10 protein-coding genes are annotated in these 16442 nt (G+C 41.4%); 4 read left to right on the top strand and 6 right to left on the bottom strand.

Features of this window, described 5'->3' with window-relative positions:
- Nucleotides 1-6: 6 nt before the first annotated feature.
- The gene (locus tag SOI82_RS00050; protein WP_320667363.1) at nucleotides 7-1191 is read right to left on the bottom strand and encodes a hypothetical protein; all 1185 of its coding nucleotides are present in this window, start codon (nucleotides 1189-1191) and stop codon (nucleotides 7-9) included.
- Here SOI82_RS00050 and SOI82_RS00045 point away from each other — a divergent pair.
- Nucleotides 1165-1752 carry an SRPBCC family protein gene (locus SOI82_RS00045; protein ID WP_320667362.1) on the top strand — a complete coding sequence of 196 codons (588 nt, stop codon included), beginning with the start codon at nucleotides 1165-1167 and terminating at the stop codon, nucleotides 1750-1752. The two genes, SOI82_RS00050 and SOI82_RS00045, sit on opposite strands and share 27 nt — an antisense overlap.
- On the opposite strand, the gene SOI82_RS00040 is transcribed toward SOI82_RS00045, so the two are convergent.
- Genes SOI82_RS00040 through SOI82_RS00025 form a run of 4 tightly spaced genes read right to left on the bottom strand, consistent with a single transcriptional unit; the run spans nucleotide 1733 to nucleotide 12005 of the window.
- Nucleotides 1733-2914: a glycosyltransferase family 2 protein gene (locus SOI82_RS00040; RefSeq protein WP_320667361.1), complete on the bottom strand. Its 1182-nt coding sequence runs from the start codon at nucleotides 2912-2914 to the stop codon at nucleotides 1733-1735. The two genes, SOI82_RS00045 and SOI82_RS00040, sit on opposite strands and share 20 nt — an antisense overlap.
- Entirely contained in the window at nucleotides 2911-9492 is a 6582-nt protein-coding gene (locus SOI82_RS00035; protein WP_320667360.1) for a thioester reductase domain-containing protein, read from the bottom strand. The genes SOI82_RS00040 and SOI82_RS00035 overlap by 4 nt, the downstream gene beginning before the upstream one ends.
- The gene (locus SOI82_RS00030; RefSeq protein ID WP_320667359.1) at nucleotides 9492-10610 is read right to left on the bottom strand and encodes an MGDG synthase family glycosyltransferase; all 1119 of its coding nucleotides are present in this window, start codon (nucleotides 10608-10610) and stop codon (nucleotides 9492-9494) included. Before SOI82_RS00030 ends, SOI82_RS00035 begins: the two co-directional genes overlap by 1 nt.
- A gap of 15 nt (nucleotides 10611-10625) precedes the next feature.
- Nucleotides 10626-12005 carry an MFS transporter gene (locus SOI82_RS00025; protein ID WP_320667358.1) on the bottom strand — a complete coding sequence of 460 codons (1380 nt, stop codon included), beginning with the start codon at nucleotides 12003-12005 and terminating at the stop codon, nucleotides 10626-10628.
- Between the two features lie 81 nt (nucleotides 12006-12086).
- On the opposite strand from SOI82_RS00025, the gene SOI82_RS00020 reads away from it, so the two are divergent.
- From SOI82_RS00020 to SOI82_RS00010, 3 genes are all read left to right on the top strand, one after another.
- Nucleotides 12087-12854 carry a pectate lyase gene (locus SOI82_RS00020; RefSeq protein WP_320667357.1) on the top strand — a complete coding sequence of 256 codons (768 nt, stop codon included), beginning with the start codon at nucleotides 12087-12089 and terminating at the stop codon, nucleotides 12852-12854.
- A gap of 149 nt (nucleotides 12855-13003) precedes the next feature.
- Nucleotides 13004-13252 (top strand): hypothetical protein, encoded by a 249-nt coding sequence (locus tag SOI82_RS00015; protein WP_320667356.1) that lies wholly within the window; start codon nucleotides 13004-13006, stop codon nucleotides 13250-13252.
- A 143-nt stretch (nucleotides 13253-13395) separates the two neighbouring features.
- The gene (locus SOI82_RS00010) at nucleotides 13396-14676 is read left to right on the top strand and encodes a glutathione S-transferase (RefSeq protein WP_320667355.1); all 1281 of its coding nucleotides are present in this window, start codon (nucleotides 13396-13398) and stop codon (nucleotides 14674-14676) included.
- Between the two features lie 81 nt (nucleotides 14677-14757).
- On the opposite strand, the gene dnaA is transcribed toward SOI82_RS00010, so the two are convergent.
- A complete protein-coding gene (dnaA, locus tag SOI82_RS00005) occupies nucleotides 14758-16140 on the bottom strand; it encodes a chromosomal replication initiator protein DnaA (protein ID WP_320667354.1) in 1383 nt (460 codons plus the stop codon).
- Between the last annotated feature and the right edge of the window lie 302 nt (nucleotides 16141-16442).

Raw genomic sequence — 16442 nt, 5'->3', positions numbered from 1 at the left:
AAGACATCACAATTCTGAGAGCTTAGTCCTTAAAGTTAGTTGTTCGAATAGCCCTACTCCAGTAGAGATATTGCGAAGATAATCAAAATGAAGGTCAAATTGATTACTCATCAAATCCCACATTTTGGTAAGGCCTCGCGCTTTTGCAAAATCAACAGTCTCCATCTGTGGATAAGGTTCACCAATAGGGATAGGGAGTCCACAACTACTATAAGGATTAACTCCGGCATAACAAAGAAAGTCTTGGCTAGAAGTGACATCACGCCAAGGGATACGTGGTGCAGTAGTCAATTCCTGCAAGTCATCGCGAAAAAACTGGGCCTTAGGATATACAGCTAGATTTGCAATATTCTGTCCCAAAGTGAGCAACTTGATTCGAGTTAGCAAAAACGCTGCATCAGGACGACGATGTAATTCAGCTGCAAGCATTGCCAATACAAAAGATCCGCTGCTATGGCCAACTAATGTAATATCTAATGAAGGCTCTTTTATTTCTAGCATCATCAATTGATCAGCAAATTCCTTTATTCTCTGGCGCAAATCAACATCACGTAATTGACCAAGTCGATGAGTAAATAATATAGAACGAGTAAGCCAAGCAATACCAAGTTTATTGCCAAGTTTCCAAGCGAAGTATAAAACACCTAAACCTACCAATACACCGCTAAAAAGTTGAATTAACTGAAGGCCCGTAAAAACCTTTAAGGCAGCAATAGTTAAAGGTATAGACAAACAAGCCAAACAAAAGGAGAATGCGATGAAAAGCAAAGGATAGGCTCCACATAAAGCAACCCCAGGACAAAGATTTGCCAGGTGAAATAAGCGGCCTCTAAACAAATAAAACCATGCAACTCCAGCGTATTGCCACAAGATCAGCAAAGGGCTTCGTGGCCAATTGCTCCTAGCAATGTCATCCCAATGAAGAAAACAAAAATCAGAGGGGGAAGAAGTAAGCCCCCCATCAGTTTGGTCCAATGTCCAACGTGTCATGAACTCAGTACTAAAGCTTTTTCCCAGTCGCCAACCAAGTGTCCTAAGTTCAAGCTGAAACAAACGCTTGTAATGGGCCGCTCCTCTTGGATCAAAACCACTTATAAAGTAAGTGCGAGATGATATTTGAGGGTCAAAAGAAGAGCGACATCTTTCTGCCTGAAAAATCTCACCATGACTGTAGTTACTGGATTTGGACAAAACGAACAATGGCGAAGGAATTCCTTAAAAAGTGTTCTTTTCTTAGTACTGACCTTAAGCCTCCCCATAGGGATAACTTCCTCTAAAGCCCAAAGTGATGAGCCGGTCCTGCGCAGAATTGAAGGAGAAACTACTACTTCAATGATAGTTGCAGTTCCTCCTAACAAGGCCTGGGATGTGCTCACACGTTATGAAAGCACTGCTCTCCAGATGCCTGATATCCAAGAGGTCGAGATAATTAATCAAAGTAATCAGAAGCTTCAGATAAAGCAAACGTATAAAGGTCCTTACACCTTTGGTTTAAAAATCAAGGCTTTAATAGAAATAAAAGAGCACCCAAAAAGCATGCTGACTTATAAGCTTCTACGAGGAGATTTTATTCATACACTTGAAGGTAATTGGTTCCTAATTCCAGTAAGGAAAGGAACTCTGATTGCACATAGGATCAAAGTAGAACCAGCCTTACCAGGATTCCTAAAGCCATTGTTTAACAAGCATTTCGATAAAAACATGAAGAATTCTATGTTGATACTTCGCGAACTTATTCTGAAGAGTCCATAAGCATTACACCTCGAGGCTTTAAAGCAACTTTATAGATAACTCCGCTCCACTCCACCTTCCTTGCAAAGAACGCATGTATGGTCGCAACTCCATTAATAATCTGACCAGGGAACAAGGCAATTGCCCACTTCCATACCGACAATGGCGGGCGTTGCATAGCAATGATCTCAATCCATACCAACAAACCCAAACAGCCCAACTCATAAATCAAAACAGCTTGCCATTCATTATGAAAGATTGCTGCCAAAAGCAACAGAAATGTACTAAAACCGTGTAATGCTACTAATGGCCAAGCGGAATGATGAAGGCGTGCCGTTAGCAATTGACGTCCAATCCATTTGGTCAAAGAAAAAAGATTTGTACTCGTCTCTCTATTCACTACCAATAATTCAGGTCTAAAGACAAAGCGAAGGTCTAATTTCCTTAAAGGTTCTAGCAAACCAGTATCCTCACAAAGGCCAGAACCAAGTAATTTCTTCCATTCACCTGCCTCGACTACTTCTCGTCGCACTGCTAAAGATCCACCCCAAGGGATAGCAAGCAAGGTCATAAGAACTAACGCACCTGCATTCCACACAGATCGGCTCCAGCTCATCAAAGTAAATTGATCTGGAATAAACCAGCGATTACCCGACACTGCTCCGACCCCAGGTTGGCAACATGACAACACAAGCTGAGACAACCACTTATGGCTAACAACAGCATCTGCATCAACTATCGCAATCACAGCAGAATCAGAATCTAAAGAATCAAAGGCTTGTAGAAGTGATGCACATTTCAGTGAGCCCATTAATGGCCTTTCTCGTAGTACTTGAAGTCGTACTTCTTTCCAAGCAACATTAGAGCGAGCGTTTTGGAACTGTAGTGCAATAAATTCATTGACAATTTTCCAGGATGGGTCTTTAACGGAGTCAACCACAATTTGTAGTCGCCAATCCCCAAGATATTCTTGCTTTGCGATTGATTCCAACATTTCTGGTAGCCTTTCATCCGCGCCGCGCAAGCACAAAACAATCTCAGCAGTCGGCCAACCACCCATTGGTGATTTATGCCATTTTAATCGCTCAAGACGTCGACATCTAATTTGCCAAGAAAACAAAATCACAAGAAAAGCTTGTAAAGCCAACACAAGCAACAGTGCAGAAGAAACCCAACTACTCATGTAACACTTGGGCTAGAACTCCCTAGGAGAGTTCTAGCCCAAGGCTTAATCAAGTCCTGAAAATCAGGGCAGTGCACATTCATGGACTCAAGTATAGATTGAGTAATTCGACAACTTGGGCGTGCTCTCACCCCTAGAGCATTAAGTTCAGGATATGTAAGCTGCTCTCTTCCCCATCTCTTCTTAAAGAATGTGCGTAATGGATATAGTGGGTTTTTAGGGTGCGAATCAATAGCATGCAACCACTGCTCCATCGGGACTTGCTCGAGAGCCTCACCCTCAGAGAGGAGTTGATTAAGGAGATCATTAAGCATTAGCGGACGTGGATGCTGCAAATGAAAACAGCGTCCTTTGGCTTCGGAACTCCAAGCCAAAGCAGAAACAGCATCAGAAACGTAGTCAACTGGTACCAAATCAAGCTCCCATTCCAGCTGTGGAACTTTGCCAAGAACCAAGCACCCCTGAAGCAACCTCTGAAGCAAATCACCTTGATTCCAGTACCCAGTTTTAGAGTGGCCTCCTATCAAAGGAGGTCTATACACTGAAACCGGCAACCCTGCCTTCCCTGCCTCCAAGACCAACCGCTCACTAACCCATTTTGTTTGTGAATAGCCAATATGAATACCCTTCCAATTGTTTAGATCTTGGTCTTCTAGCAGCTCACGATTTCTATATGCTGCTGATTCAAATACAGATACACTAGAAATGAATTCGACACAAATCGGATTGTCTAAAGCAGCGAGCCTTAAAACTTCCTTTGTTCCTCCTACGTTAGTAGCAGAAAGCTGTGCATAAGGCGCCATCTGACTCAACTGAGCGCCATTGTGAAGAATTCCGCCTAGGTCCCTTGCCAGTCCTGAAAAGGTTTCTGAATCAAGCCCAAAAGAAGGTAAAGATAAATCTCCAATAACGGGTTCTAGTCTTTTCTCCCAAACCGAATCCCAAAGATCAAAACGGCACAAATTAGATTTAATCCGCTCCATTCCATGTTCTTTCGATGTCGCGCGTACTAAACAATTAACTCTAATATCGGGCCAACGTCGCAACTGGCCTGCCAAAAGATAAGCTCCAAGAAATCCTGAGCTACCTGTAATGAGAATTTTCTTACCTGGAGCCTCTTCTTTTGAAGTACTAGGACATGTCCAACGCGAATCTAATCTGGCTTCTTTCGATAAATCTAAGCCATCATTAAAGTATTGGTTTGTATGAGGTGTTATCTGCCTTAATGACACCGTCGCAAGTCCATCTAGACTTGGGTCTTCAGAAAACGCATCAAGGTCTAAACGAATCCCTAACTCAGCTTGCACAATCGACGCGAACTCAACAGCCATTAATGAATCCAATCCCAGATCAAATAAAGAATCACTCGAATCTATAGACGAAGAATCAAACGACTCTTCGTCTACTTCTGCCGCCATTACACTTATCAAAAGCTTGCGTAGTTCCTCCATCAAAAACAGTTGACGTTCGACCTCAGTGCGATGTTCTAATTTTTTCCATAGTTTCTCTGATGGAGAAGGGCCTGAATTTTTCAATAGAGTAGAAAACCAACTATGTTGCCTAGGAGAAGCTTGAGAAGAAAGCTTCTCCCAATCGTTATCAAGAACAGACACAACACCGCCCTTCCCTCTATATAAAAGCTTCTCAAGTACATTTAAAGCTTTAGATGACTCAATCATACGAATACCAACTCTTTCAAAGCGGCGTTCCAATCCGGAAGCCATTCCATCTCCATGCCAAGGACCCCACTGTATTGACAAACGTACTGGTCTTGACTCATTAGGATTGCAATAACCTTCCATTGCTCCATTAGCAGCCGCATAAGCCACTTGTCCAGGTGAGCCAAGCAATGCCGCAACTGATGAGAATCCTATAATAAATTCTAATTTCGAAGTCTTTCCAACCAACTTTTCAATATGGCGCCATCCCTCAAGCTTCGGTGCCATAACAAAATTCAAGATATCAGAGTTGAGATTGCTAAAGGAAGTATCATTAAGGACTCCTGCAGCATGAAAAATTCCTCGTAACGGCTTATCTTTCGGTAATGATTTAATAGTTTGAACAAGTGAGTCCTCTGTACGAGTCGATTCAAATCGGCTTGTCGACAAGTCATAGGAGATACAAGTACAGTTTACTCCTGCCTCCTCGAGTTCTGCTAAAATCTTAAATGCACTCGCTCCAGGACTGTTCGCTGAGCGACTAACCAATATCAGTGAGCTAGCACCTTTCTGTGCTAGCCATGAAATTAATTTCTTGCCAATTCCACCAAATGCACCTGTAACTAGGTAGGTTGCATTAGAGGAAATCGCAATAGGCTCAGCTTTATTAGGCTGATTGATGACCACCTTACCTATATGACGAGCCTGTGCCATATATCTAAAAGCATCCTCACATTTTTCTAAAGGCCAAACTTCTAGAGGAAGAGGCTGAAACAATCCTCTTTCAAAATCTTTCACCAGCTGAATTAATAAACTTCGCAAGATCTTTGGATGCGCTGCTGCTACATCCAACAAATCAAAGGGTAAGTAATTAACATCGGGACGGCGCCTAAAAGCCTCAGGCTTACTCCAAACATCTATCTTTCCTAGCTCTATAAAACGCCCACCCTTAACAAGAGAGCGAAAACTAGCCTCTACCCACTCGCCTTTAAGACTGTTAATGACAACATCAACCCCTCGACCATTTGTATGGTCGAGAACCTGATCAGCAAATTCAATACTTCGAGAATCATAGACAGCCTCAACTCCTTGGAGTAAAAGAGCTGATTGTTTAGGAGCGCTTGCTGTCGCAAGGATGCGGGCACCTACTCGTTTGGCAACTTGCAACGCAGCTTGACCAACCCCACCTGCAGCGGCATGAATAAGAACAAACTCATCCGGCTTTAGCTTTGCAAGGTTATTCAAAGCATAAATGGCTGTAAGAAATGCTGTCGTAAAGCTTGCTCCTTCCTCAATAGTCATGCCATTTGGCAAAGGAACACAAAAGTCCGAGTTCGCTATGACATGACTTGCAAGACTTCCAACTGTAAGGGAAGCAATAACTCTCCTACCCATAAGAGATGAGTCAACATTTGATCCCAATGCAATTACACGACCAACGGCTTCCCCCCCAAATGGCAAGTTTTTCTCATCTTCAATTCCTAAAGAAGCTACATGCTCTTTAAGCAGGCCTAAAGCATTAAGAACATCACGAAAATTAAGGCCAGTCGATTCAACCGCTATTTCTACTTCATTAGGTAAAAGTGACGTCTCAACAACCCTTTTTTTATGTAGGTCCTCTAAACGCCCAATGCCATGAGTTGCTATCCGGAAACGTTCATCATCCATGTGAGTTAGTTGTGGTATTTGCAATTCACCATCACTCCACCGGAGCTCTGATGTTTTCTCAACAGAACTCCAAATTTGATTCCAGGAATCCACCTCTAGTTTATTTTCTAACTCTTTAGGTAGATGCAGTACGGTAAATGGACATGAAGGGATTTCCAAGGATGTAGTCCGCATAAATGAGGTCATAGAACTATTTACTGGTCCATCCCCCTCCAAAATCAACAAGAATGATTTGACCTGATGAATATTTAAATGCTGAATTAACTGAAGCAATTTATTTACCGCAAATTCAGGTTCCCCATGAGAGGTATCTGGCCAATAAACAACCATGGCAGATTCAAAGTCCAAATCTGCTTCATTTTCTAAGGTTTGGAATTCTAAATTTTTACTATTAGCCCAATCACTCAATCCAGTTGCCCTTGATTTATTCATACCTAGTAAACAAATCTTCTGGTCAGTTGAGAAAGGCAAATTTTCCGAATCATTTTGGAAAGAGGTCCAAGAGGTTTGAAATAGATCTGGTCCATCAAATAAAACTTCCTTCGGTGGAAAAAGGAGATCAATCAATGAGCGTGTTAAACGTCTAAGCTTTAACCCAATAATTTGGCCAAAGGATTCGCCATTAGAATCAAGAATCAAATCAGCAACAAGAGTGCTTTCATTGCCTTCCAAAGTTCTTAAAGCGGCATGGCACTGAAATTGATCAGGCAATGGCCATTTCGAAAGATTGATTTCATCAAGACCAACAGGCAAAAAAAGTTGACTATTAGCTAATGACCCATCAACACAAGCAGCCACTGTCTGAAAACAGCCATCAATTAAGCACCGATCTGGAGCCTTCCCTTGCCTGACGATCTCAGCCCATGATTGCCCTGGAATTGCCTCAAGTGAAGTGATGGATTGATAAAAAGTGCCATAATTTAACCCGATTTTTCCTAAGCCTTTATAAAAAGCTTTTATGTCTATAGATTGAGAGTCCCTTGATCTTGGCGGAATCGAAGGAATTGACTCAAAAGCTATGTTCTCTCCACAGACAACTAACAATTGACCATGACACTTCCACTCATCTTGAGCAGAGTCATTGCTGAAGAATTGCAATCTTCCTTGATCAAGAAGTGCATGGAATTGCGTTGATTTACCAGATGCCTTCAAAGGTTTATTCAGTTGAAAAGATCGCAATTTCAACAATTGACAACTTTCTTGTTGCAATTTCAACGCTAATGCCAAGTATCCTGCGGCTGGAAAGACAACAACGTCTCGAATACGATGGTCGGTCAAATCAAAATATTTAGAAGAATCCAAAAAGCCTTGATAGTGTTCAACAGCGCCAGGCAAATTAAGTTTTTGAAGCTTTGCTAAAGAGTGATCATTAGTCAAACCTCTCTCTTTAGAAGGGTTCTTATCTAAATGATCTAACCAAAGGCTGGTAATTGAAGACTTGTCTTCAATTCGACTCCACCAATACCTTTGCCTAAAAAACGGATGCCCAGGTAAAGCAATCCATTTATGAGGGAATTGTGAGTAAAAAAGATTCCAATCAACCTTGTAACCTTTGCCAATAGCAATAGCAAGAGCTTCGAGCTTATCTCGTCCTTCAGTTGCTATCAATCCAAGTTGAAGTTCTTTTGGGAAAGAAGCAATTGAATGATTCTCCTTTAAACTTAAGGAGAGCTCTCCTCTCCATGCCGGTGCAACTTTCCCTTCAAGTTGTGCAATTAGATCATCAAAATCAGCTGCTACTGCAATGAAGCGATATGGAAAAGAACTCCTACCAATATTAGTACTAGCACAAATGTCATTTAGATTTAATTGCGGGTTTTTAGTAATGAATTCTCCATAACGTTGAATTAATTCATTCAATGCAGGTTTACTACGAGCCGAAAGGCAGAGAATGTTGAGAGGTGGTTCTACAGATATATCTTCCTTGTTATGGAGTTCAGGCTGAGGTGAATCACTTAATACCACATGAGAATTAGTTCCACCAAACCCAAACGAGCTAACACCCACCACTAATGGTGCTAAAGGCTGAGGGAAAGCCTCAAGACTAGATTGCACTTGCAAGCCCAAATCAAAGAGATTTACTGATGGGTTGGGAGAGCAGAAGTGCAAGCTTGGTGGCAACTTACCTTCTCTTATACATAAAGCCGCCTTAATTAGCCCTGTAATACCAGCCACTGTCTCCCCGTGCCCAAGATTAGTTTTCACCGAGCCAACACGACAAGGTTGCTCCCTCGAGCGTTTTGATCCAACAACAGAGCCTAAGGCCCTCAACTCAATTGGGTCTCCTTGACGGGTACCTGTACCATGAGCCTCAACATATTGAGTGTCTACTGGGTCTATTCCTGCTTTTTGAAAGGCATCCCTTATGCAAGCAGCTTGTGAGCGTTGACTTGGTGCCGCAATCCCTTGGCTGCGACCATCTGAGTTAACAGCCGAGCCTCGAATGACAGCATGAATTTGATCTCGACATCGAATTGCATCAGATAATGGTTTTAATAGCACTACTCCTGCGCCTTCGGACCGAACATAGCCATTTGCATCAGCATCAAAGCTCTTACATCGACCATCAGGAGACAGCAACCCCGCCTTACAAAAGCTCATCTGAATTCCAGGGTGAATAAGAGCTTGTACCCCACCTGCAATCGCCAACTCAGACTCTCCTCTCCAAAGGCTTTCACAAGCAAGGTGAACAGCAACCAATGAAGAGGAACAAGCGGTATCAACAGTAAAACTGGGGCCCTTCAGATCTAGAAAATACGAAATTCTATTGGCCGCGATACATCCTGTATTCCCAGGTAAAATAAAAGGCTCATTATCAGGAGTTGCATAGTCTTCTTTAGATGCCCATAAAAGTGAGCTGTAATCGGCACTTGATATGCCGATAAATACTCCAACTGGTCGGCCACGTAATAATTCAACAGGTTGTCCCCCATCTTCCATTGAGCGCCAAGCAACCTCAAGCAACATTCTCTGCTGAGGATCCAAGCAAATAGCTTCACGTGGAGTAATTCCAAAAAAACCTGGATCAAAGTAATCAATATTTTCCAAAAAACCACCACGACGAACATGCTGAGTGAGAGGTCTTTTGGGGTCTGAGTCAAAGTGAAAGTCAATATCCCATCTTTCAGAGGGGATATCGGTTACAACCTCTTTACCTTCAGAAAGAATTTCCCAAAATTTCTCAGGAGTATCAATCCCGCCAGGAAGGCGGCAACCAATGCCAACAATTGCAATCGGTTCGCGAACAGGCATTAAGCAGACTCCATGATCAATTGTCTAATTCCCTCTCGATTTCCTTTTAAGAGGTTTAAACGATAAAGATCTTTAAGTCGAGAATAATTTTGAGGGTGATCTAACCAACCTTTGAGAATATGCAAAAGCTTTTCAGGTCTATTAATAGCAACATCTATGCCGTAATTAGAAAAATAACGTCGAGCAAGTAGCTCCTGAGGCATCGTGGTACTGAATCCATTAAATATCAGCACACAACCTGTTGCTAAGGCCTCAGTAGCAGTTCGCGCTCCAGGTCTAGCAACCAGTGCCCAAGCCTGAAGATAAAGCTTAGCCATTTCTTCAGGAGATTGAAATCCAAGAGCCTCAACTTCTAATGCAGGATGAAGTGAAGCCCATTTGTGCACATCTTTTTTAAGGCTCTCACGCTTACCACATAAAGCAACTACACGGATCTGACCAGATAACGGAAGTAATGTATTTAACAAATTCAAATGATTATTAGCTCCATTAGCACCACTTCCAAGAATAAGGAGTGGTAATTGCAAACCTTCTAATTCTTGCAAAGGAAAATCAAGGAGATCCTCAAAAGATGGATCAAATAAAGGGCCAAGTATTTCTAACCGCATATTTTTGTATCCTCTTTTAAAAACCTCTTCTGCGACTTCTGGAGTTAGCGCCCAAAAAACATCTGCCTTTCTCGTTAACCAATTACGGCTAAAACCAAAGCCACCATATATCTCAGTGCAGCAGGTGATTGTTCGTAGTGAAGGGCCAATAACTCTCTTTGCTAGATCAAAATGACCTCGATTGATATGAGGGTGCGTAGAAATAATTAGTTCTGGAGAAAAATCTCGAAGCAAGCGAATGAAATAACTTCGACCAAAAATAACCGTTCCTGGCTTAAGAAAATCTTCAAATTCAACTAGGCGCCAATAGATCTGATGAAGCCATGGCCAATATTTCTGAATCCAATTATAAAATTTTACACTTGAACGCATTATAAAACTAGATTTCTCTAGTAAATGTTCGACTAAAACTGACCCAGTGGGGTCCCAATACCTCAGCCAATTTTTAATTGAATAGGCTGCGGCATCATGAGCTGTGCCACCGCTAGAAGTAAGAATTAAAACCTTCATAGGCCCAGTCTTTCATCAAGAGCAACCAGCCCTAGCTTTCCTAGATTTTATATTCTCAGATTGGCTCCATATCGATAAAGCGAGCACCCATCCAACCCCCCCTAAAGCCACAGCAATAGAACGCCCCTCACCTATCCCAAGAGAAGTTTGTATCCAAAAAGGCAAATGGGGCCAATGCAAAGCTGGCGTCAAGAAATTATCCACAGCAATTGAAACAGTTAGAAAAGCAATTAATCTTGCGGTCCATTCAAATATATAGCGCAAAGCAAAAATCTCTGGCAACTCTTCTGCTGGCACCAATTCACTCCAAAATTGCTGAATAGATGACATCACTATTGGCAACCCAGAAGAGAAGAAAAATAATCCCATGAACCAAATCAATTGATTATCAGAAAAAATCTGCAGCCCAGCTCCCATCAAAATCAAAGATTGAATCAAGAGCACAATTACCCAAACACGGTTCCAATAAAGACCAATCTTTTGCCGCCATGCTAAAAAGCCAATCAAATAGCCCAAAGCTGCAACAATCAAAACAATGGCCATCTGTTTAGTGCCAAAAGCTACAGCAACCCAAGCAGGGAAAAGAACCTCAGTAGCCGCATAAGAAAAGGCAACAGCAGTACTAATCACAAAAATGACTCGCGCTAAGGGCATAGTCAGCCATAAAGAATTAAATCGCTTCCAATTTTGTAAAAAGCTCAAATTGCTCCATTGATGGATCCCATCCGAATGGCCAACAAAATTGCTTGACCATGGAGCCTTTAAAACACAAATAAGTGCAAGAAAAAAACTACACCCATCCAAGCTCAAAACACCTTGTAATCCAAGTAAGCCTGATAACCAACTTCCCAAAAAAGGGGCCATAGTTAAAACCAAACTGTCCGTAGTAGCAAAAAGCCCATTAGCTCGAACGAGTATTTCTTTATCAGCAATCAAAACTGGAATTAACGAAGAAAAACTCAATATCAAAGTGGCTTCTGCCATTGCGGCAAAAGCTTGTATAGATAAAACTGCTAGCAATGGCGCCATGCTGCTACTTCGAAGAAGAAGCATGGCAAGAGCAAGTGTACAAACAGCCCCTATTCCATTGGCAATCAACATCACTCGCTTCCTTGACCATGTAGCCAAACGCTTAGACAGAAGAGGAAGAACTAAGATTCTTGCTAATTGAACAACTAAGGCAACCAGTGCAAAATCAGATAACTCTTGAGTTTTAGAAAAGTACCAAAGCCCAATAGCATAAAGACTTGTTTGGGTTCCAAGATTCGAAACAAGCTGCCCAAACCAAAGCCAAATGAAAGTCCTCTTTGCCTTTGAAGAAGAATGCTCTTTTCTAGGAGTGGAAATAACTTCAACCGGTTTATTAATAAATTTTTCAGGCCGCAAATTTGGCATCACAGTATCCCTTCCCTCTCATGAGAAATGCAAAGTATTGCTTTAAACAGAACTTTTAATTCAACCAAAAGAGCAATCTTTATGTCAGATTTAAACATACTAAAAAACATCTTAGTGGCTTCTCTACCTAGAATTCTCAACCCTTTCACATCCGCACCCCCCGAAGTGGTTAGGACACCTTGGGGAAATTTAGAAACTAAGGTTGACATCTTCCCAGTAATTTATTTGATATTTATTTATGGTTTTGTATATATACTTCCTTATGGAAGAGATGTAATAGGTATTAGTTGGTTTGATTGGTGTAGAGCAGAAGACGGTCCACTTGAATGGATTCAGTTTATAGCTTTTGCAACTGCATTTGTTTGTTCCTCATTAGTCCTCTGGAAAAGGAGGCGCTCTGGAATTAACATTAAGTGGTTTGCATGGCTTGCAATTACATTAATTTGCTTTTTTGTAGCAGGTGAAGAAATAAGCTGGGGTGAGCGTATAACAGGTTTTGGGTTCAATGCTTTAAGGGATATCAATATTCAGGGGGAGTCAAATTTACATAATACTGCATTCTTTCATCATATACTTTTAGATCCTTCATTTGAAATATCTTGCATATTACTTGGATGGGTAGGTTGGAAAGTATGGCCAAATATCGATGCCTTCCCAACAAAACGTTATAGCCTCTACTTTCTCTTTGTGGCATTATTCTATTTCTATTTTGATATCTCATATGCCTCAACAATAAAACAAATTCGAAATGACCAAGAAATCTTTGAGCTACTGTTCTCAATAGGGCTACTTTCACATTGCTGGCGAATAGCTTTCAATAAGGGACATGAGAGAATCAGGAATAAATGAAATAGCTTGAGAACTTAAATGTGACAAGAACCTGTCAAAAAGATTTAAGCAATGAGTATTCCACCTAAAATTTAACTATGTTAACTATTGGTCAACAAATAATTAGAGGAGGGAAAAGGAGATAGGGTGAAAAGTATTTAAGAACAAAGGTGACTGACAAAACAGACCTTCAAAAATATAAAAATGATCATGACAAGTTAAAAATTAAGCTATTTTCTTTTGGAATTGCCCCTAGAGGTGTCATTGCTATTGGGATAGTCCCAATGGGAGTAATTGCAATAGGAGGAGTATCAATGGGAGTAATTACAATTGGAGGTGTTGGTATGGGCATTGTGAATGCTTGTGTTGTAGGGATGGGTATACTCGTAACAGGAATAAAAGTGATGGGAATCAATTAAGCCCTATTTAAATATAGAAGTTTTATATAATTAGGGAAATATTCCCATACCTTTTATTGCCTAAATAAAGGCAAAGCGAAACATCTTTAGCCAAGTCAAAGAGAACAAGCTACAAATTCACACACATTCATCAATTCTTCGAAATGGGTATTAAACAGAACTTGTCTACTCCTCTTAGTTGGGAAGAGCTCTCACAATTTGTCTCTGACGATTCTGACCGTATTCAGGGGCCTACAAACTCATATGCCTTATTACGTCTCTTTGGGCAACCTATTGAAAATTTAAGGGTTACCTTCTACAGAGATCATCACGCTTGGTGCCCATATTGCCAGAAAGTCTGGCTTTGGCTGGAATGGAAGCGAATTCCTTACAAAGTAAGGAAAGTCACCATGCGTTGCTATGGAAACAAAGAAAGTTGGTATACAAAAAAGGTACCTTCAGGAATGCTTCCAGCGCTAGAGATTGACAACCGACTTTATACAGAAAGCGACCAAATACTGTTAGAGCTTGAAGATACTTTCGGTCCTTTGGGAACACCATTGACAGCTCCTAGAAGTCTTGAATTAAGAAGTCTTGAACGAAAACTGTTTCAGGCTTGGTGTGTTTGGCTTTGCAACTCTGCTTTCATTCAAAGGCAAGAAAACCAACGCAAAGAGCACTTTCAGGAAGTCGCAAGAGAAATGGAGCGACAATTAATAGTTAATCAAGAGCCATGGTTGGACCCTGTATTTCATAGTTCTGGCAAGTCCTTTCCAGGAAGCTCTGATGTGGTGTTCATTCCTTATCTTGAAAGAATGAATGCCTCTCTTGCCTACTACAAAGGACTAAATCTTCGTGAAGAACATCCCAAAATAGGTACGTGGTTCAAGTCCTTAGAGGCTCTTGAGGTATACAGAGGAACGCAGGGAGACATGCATACCCATGCACACGATCTTCCACCTCAAATGGGAGGATGTTGGGTCAATTCCAACACCAAGCAAAAGCAATTTTCATTAGCTATTGATTCAGGCGAAGGACTAGGAGAGTTTGAAATGTCATTCTCTACAGAACAAGAATCGAACAGTCAAAACCCAGAATCGGTTGCCCTATCAAGAGTTCTCAAGCATCGGCAAAACCTTATAGCTTTAAATCCATTAGGGTCCAACTTATTTGATCAACCTTTACGGGCCGCACTAACGCTAATGATTAAAGGAGAGCCTTGTTTACCTCAAGAAGGCAGTGCTCAAGGTTTGCGCTACTTAAAAGATCGTATTTCAGTGCCTAGAGACATGCCATTACTATCAGCAAGAAAATTTCGGAAAGCCCTCGAAAAAACTGCTCAGTTAGATAGTTCACAACAAGGTCCGGCTATAGATACCAAAAACCGTTTCGATCAAAATCCAATGCCTTTCATCAAAGACAGTCCAAAATCGTTTGACCAATAAACTTTTATGGCCGCCTCAAAGAGGCCTATCATTAAAGTAGATATATGAATTGTTTTCTCTACCTCCAAAAGCAAAATGGGATTAACGTCTCTTCCGTGAGTCAATCTGTAATAAATCTCTTACTCTCTGTACCTGACTGGCTATCTGAGGATCACTCGACAACTTTTTTTCAACCTGCTCAATTGCATACATAACCGTAGTGTGATCCTTCCCTCCAAACACCTCCCCTATACGCGGCAAGCTCAGATCTGTTCCACTGCGCATTAAGTACATCCCAACTTGACGTGCTTGACTAACAGGGCGCCGCCGACTCGTACTTCTCATTTCTTCAGGGGAAACTTCAAACACCTCAGATACTTTGTCAATTACCTGCTTAGGAGTTACTTCGACTCCTTGACCATTTGGATCAAGCATGGGAGCAACTGACTCTATGGTCATTGGCAGACCAGTAATGGAAGCAAAGGCAACTGCCCTCGTCAACGCACCTTCAAGTTCACGAATATTCGAGGTAAATCTTCCTGCAATGAATTGAATCAATTCTCTAGGTAGTTTCATCCGTTCCTGTTCTGCCTTCTTTTGCAAAATCGCCATTCTGGTTTCTAAATCAGGAGCTTGTATATCAGCAATTAATCCCATTGAAAATCTAGAGATCAAACGTTCTTGAAGGCGAGGAATCTGACTAGGAGGTCGATCACTAGCAATAACAATCTGTCGACCAGCTTCATGCAAAGCATTAAAGGTGTGAAAAAACTCTTCTTGTGTGTATTCCTTTCCTTCAATAAACTGAATGTCATCAACAAGGATCAAATCAGCAGCCCTATATCTATCTCTAAATGCCTGCATACCGTCTTTTCTAATTGCAAGAATCAAATCATTTGTGAAGGTCTCTGTTGAGACATATGAGACCTTGGCATTTGGGTCTATTTCCAATCGATAATGACCAATCGCCTGCATTAGGTGAGTTTTACCAAGGCCAACCCCACCACAGATAAACAAAGGATTAAATTCACGGCCCGGAGACTCCGACACAGCCAAAGCAGCCGCATGTGCCATCCGACTATTAGGTCCAACAACAAATTTGTTAAAGACATATCTCATGTTCAATCCCGGAAGCACCCTTTTGGGACCATTCAATACAGGGCTGGGCTCCTTAGGAGGGGAAAGAGAAGGTGATCCCAATATTCCAGAAGGCATAGTTGCTTTAGGAAGCTCTTCCTCTTCTTGGGCTTTAACAATTACCCGAATAGGCTTGCCATAAATTTCAGTCGCAACCTCTTGAATTGTCTGAGCATAGTTTTTCCGCAACCAATCACTCGAAAAGCTATTAGGGGCCTCAAGAGTCAGTTCTCCTTCACAAAAGTTCCTGCATCGAGCAGGTCGAATCCAAGTTTCAAAAGTGGGCTTACTTAAATTTTGCTGAAGGGCTTCCTGGACCTTGCTCCACAGCTCATTGCCCTTTGGCACTGCCCTTTTTGAATAGGAGGTTGAATCTAAGCACTTCTTGGCAAAATCTCATTTCTCAAGAAAGAGTGAAGAAGGGAGCTCTAAAAAGTTTCTCTTAAGAGAAGCCCTTGCCTCCACTTGATTTAGCCCAAACTTTTAAGAAGATTTATCTTTATAAAGGCAGCTCTTATAAAAATCGGCTGAAACGAAGAGTTACTTAATCATCAAATCCCTACAATTTTTTGATGATGCTCATCCCCCCATTCTCCATAAAGTCAAAACATAGTTAATGCATACCATCCTCAGGAAAAGTTCAATACCGT

Origin of the sequence: Prochlorococcus sp. MIT 1307, assembly GCF_034092395.1 — a bacterium.
Classification (GTDB): Bacteria; Cyanobacteriota; Cyanobacteriia; order PCC-6307; family Cyanobiaceae; genus AG-363-K07.
The sequence above is the reverse complement of the archived record's forward strand: the minus strand, read 5'-3'. Positions and strand labels throughout refer to the sequence as shown.

Bases quoted from the DNA above. Each gene is read 5' to 3' on its own strand.
- SOI82_RS00045 (WP_320667362.1), top strand. From the start codon at position 1,165: ATGACTGTAGTTACTGGATTTGGACAAAACGAACAATGGCGAAGGAAT.
- SOI82_RS00040 (WP_320667361.1), bottom strand. From the start codon at position 2,914: ATGAGTAGTTGGGTTTCTTCTGCACTGTTGCTTGTGTTGGCTTTACAA.
- SOI82_RS00035 (WP_320667360.1), bottom strand. From the start codon at position 9,492: ATGCCTGTTCGCGAACCGATTGCAATTGTTGGCATTGGTTGCCGCCTT.
- SOI82_RS00030 (WP_320667359.1), bottom strand. From the start codon at position 10,610: ATGAAGGTTTTAATTCTTACTTCTAGCGGTGGCACAGCTCATGATGCC.
- SOI82_RS00025 (WP_320667358.1), bottom strand. From the start codon at position 12,005: ATGCCAAATTTGCGGCCTGAAAAATTTATTAATAAACCGGTTGAAGTT.
- SOI82_RS00020 (WP_320667357.1), top strand. From the start codon at position 12,087: ATGTCAGATTTAAACATACTAAAAAACATCTTAGTGGCTTCTCTACCT.
- SOI82_RS00010 (WP_320667355.1), top strand. From the start codon at position 13,396: ATGGGTATTAAACAGAACTTGTCTACTCCTCTTAGTTGGGAAGAGCTC.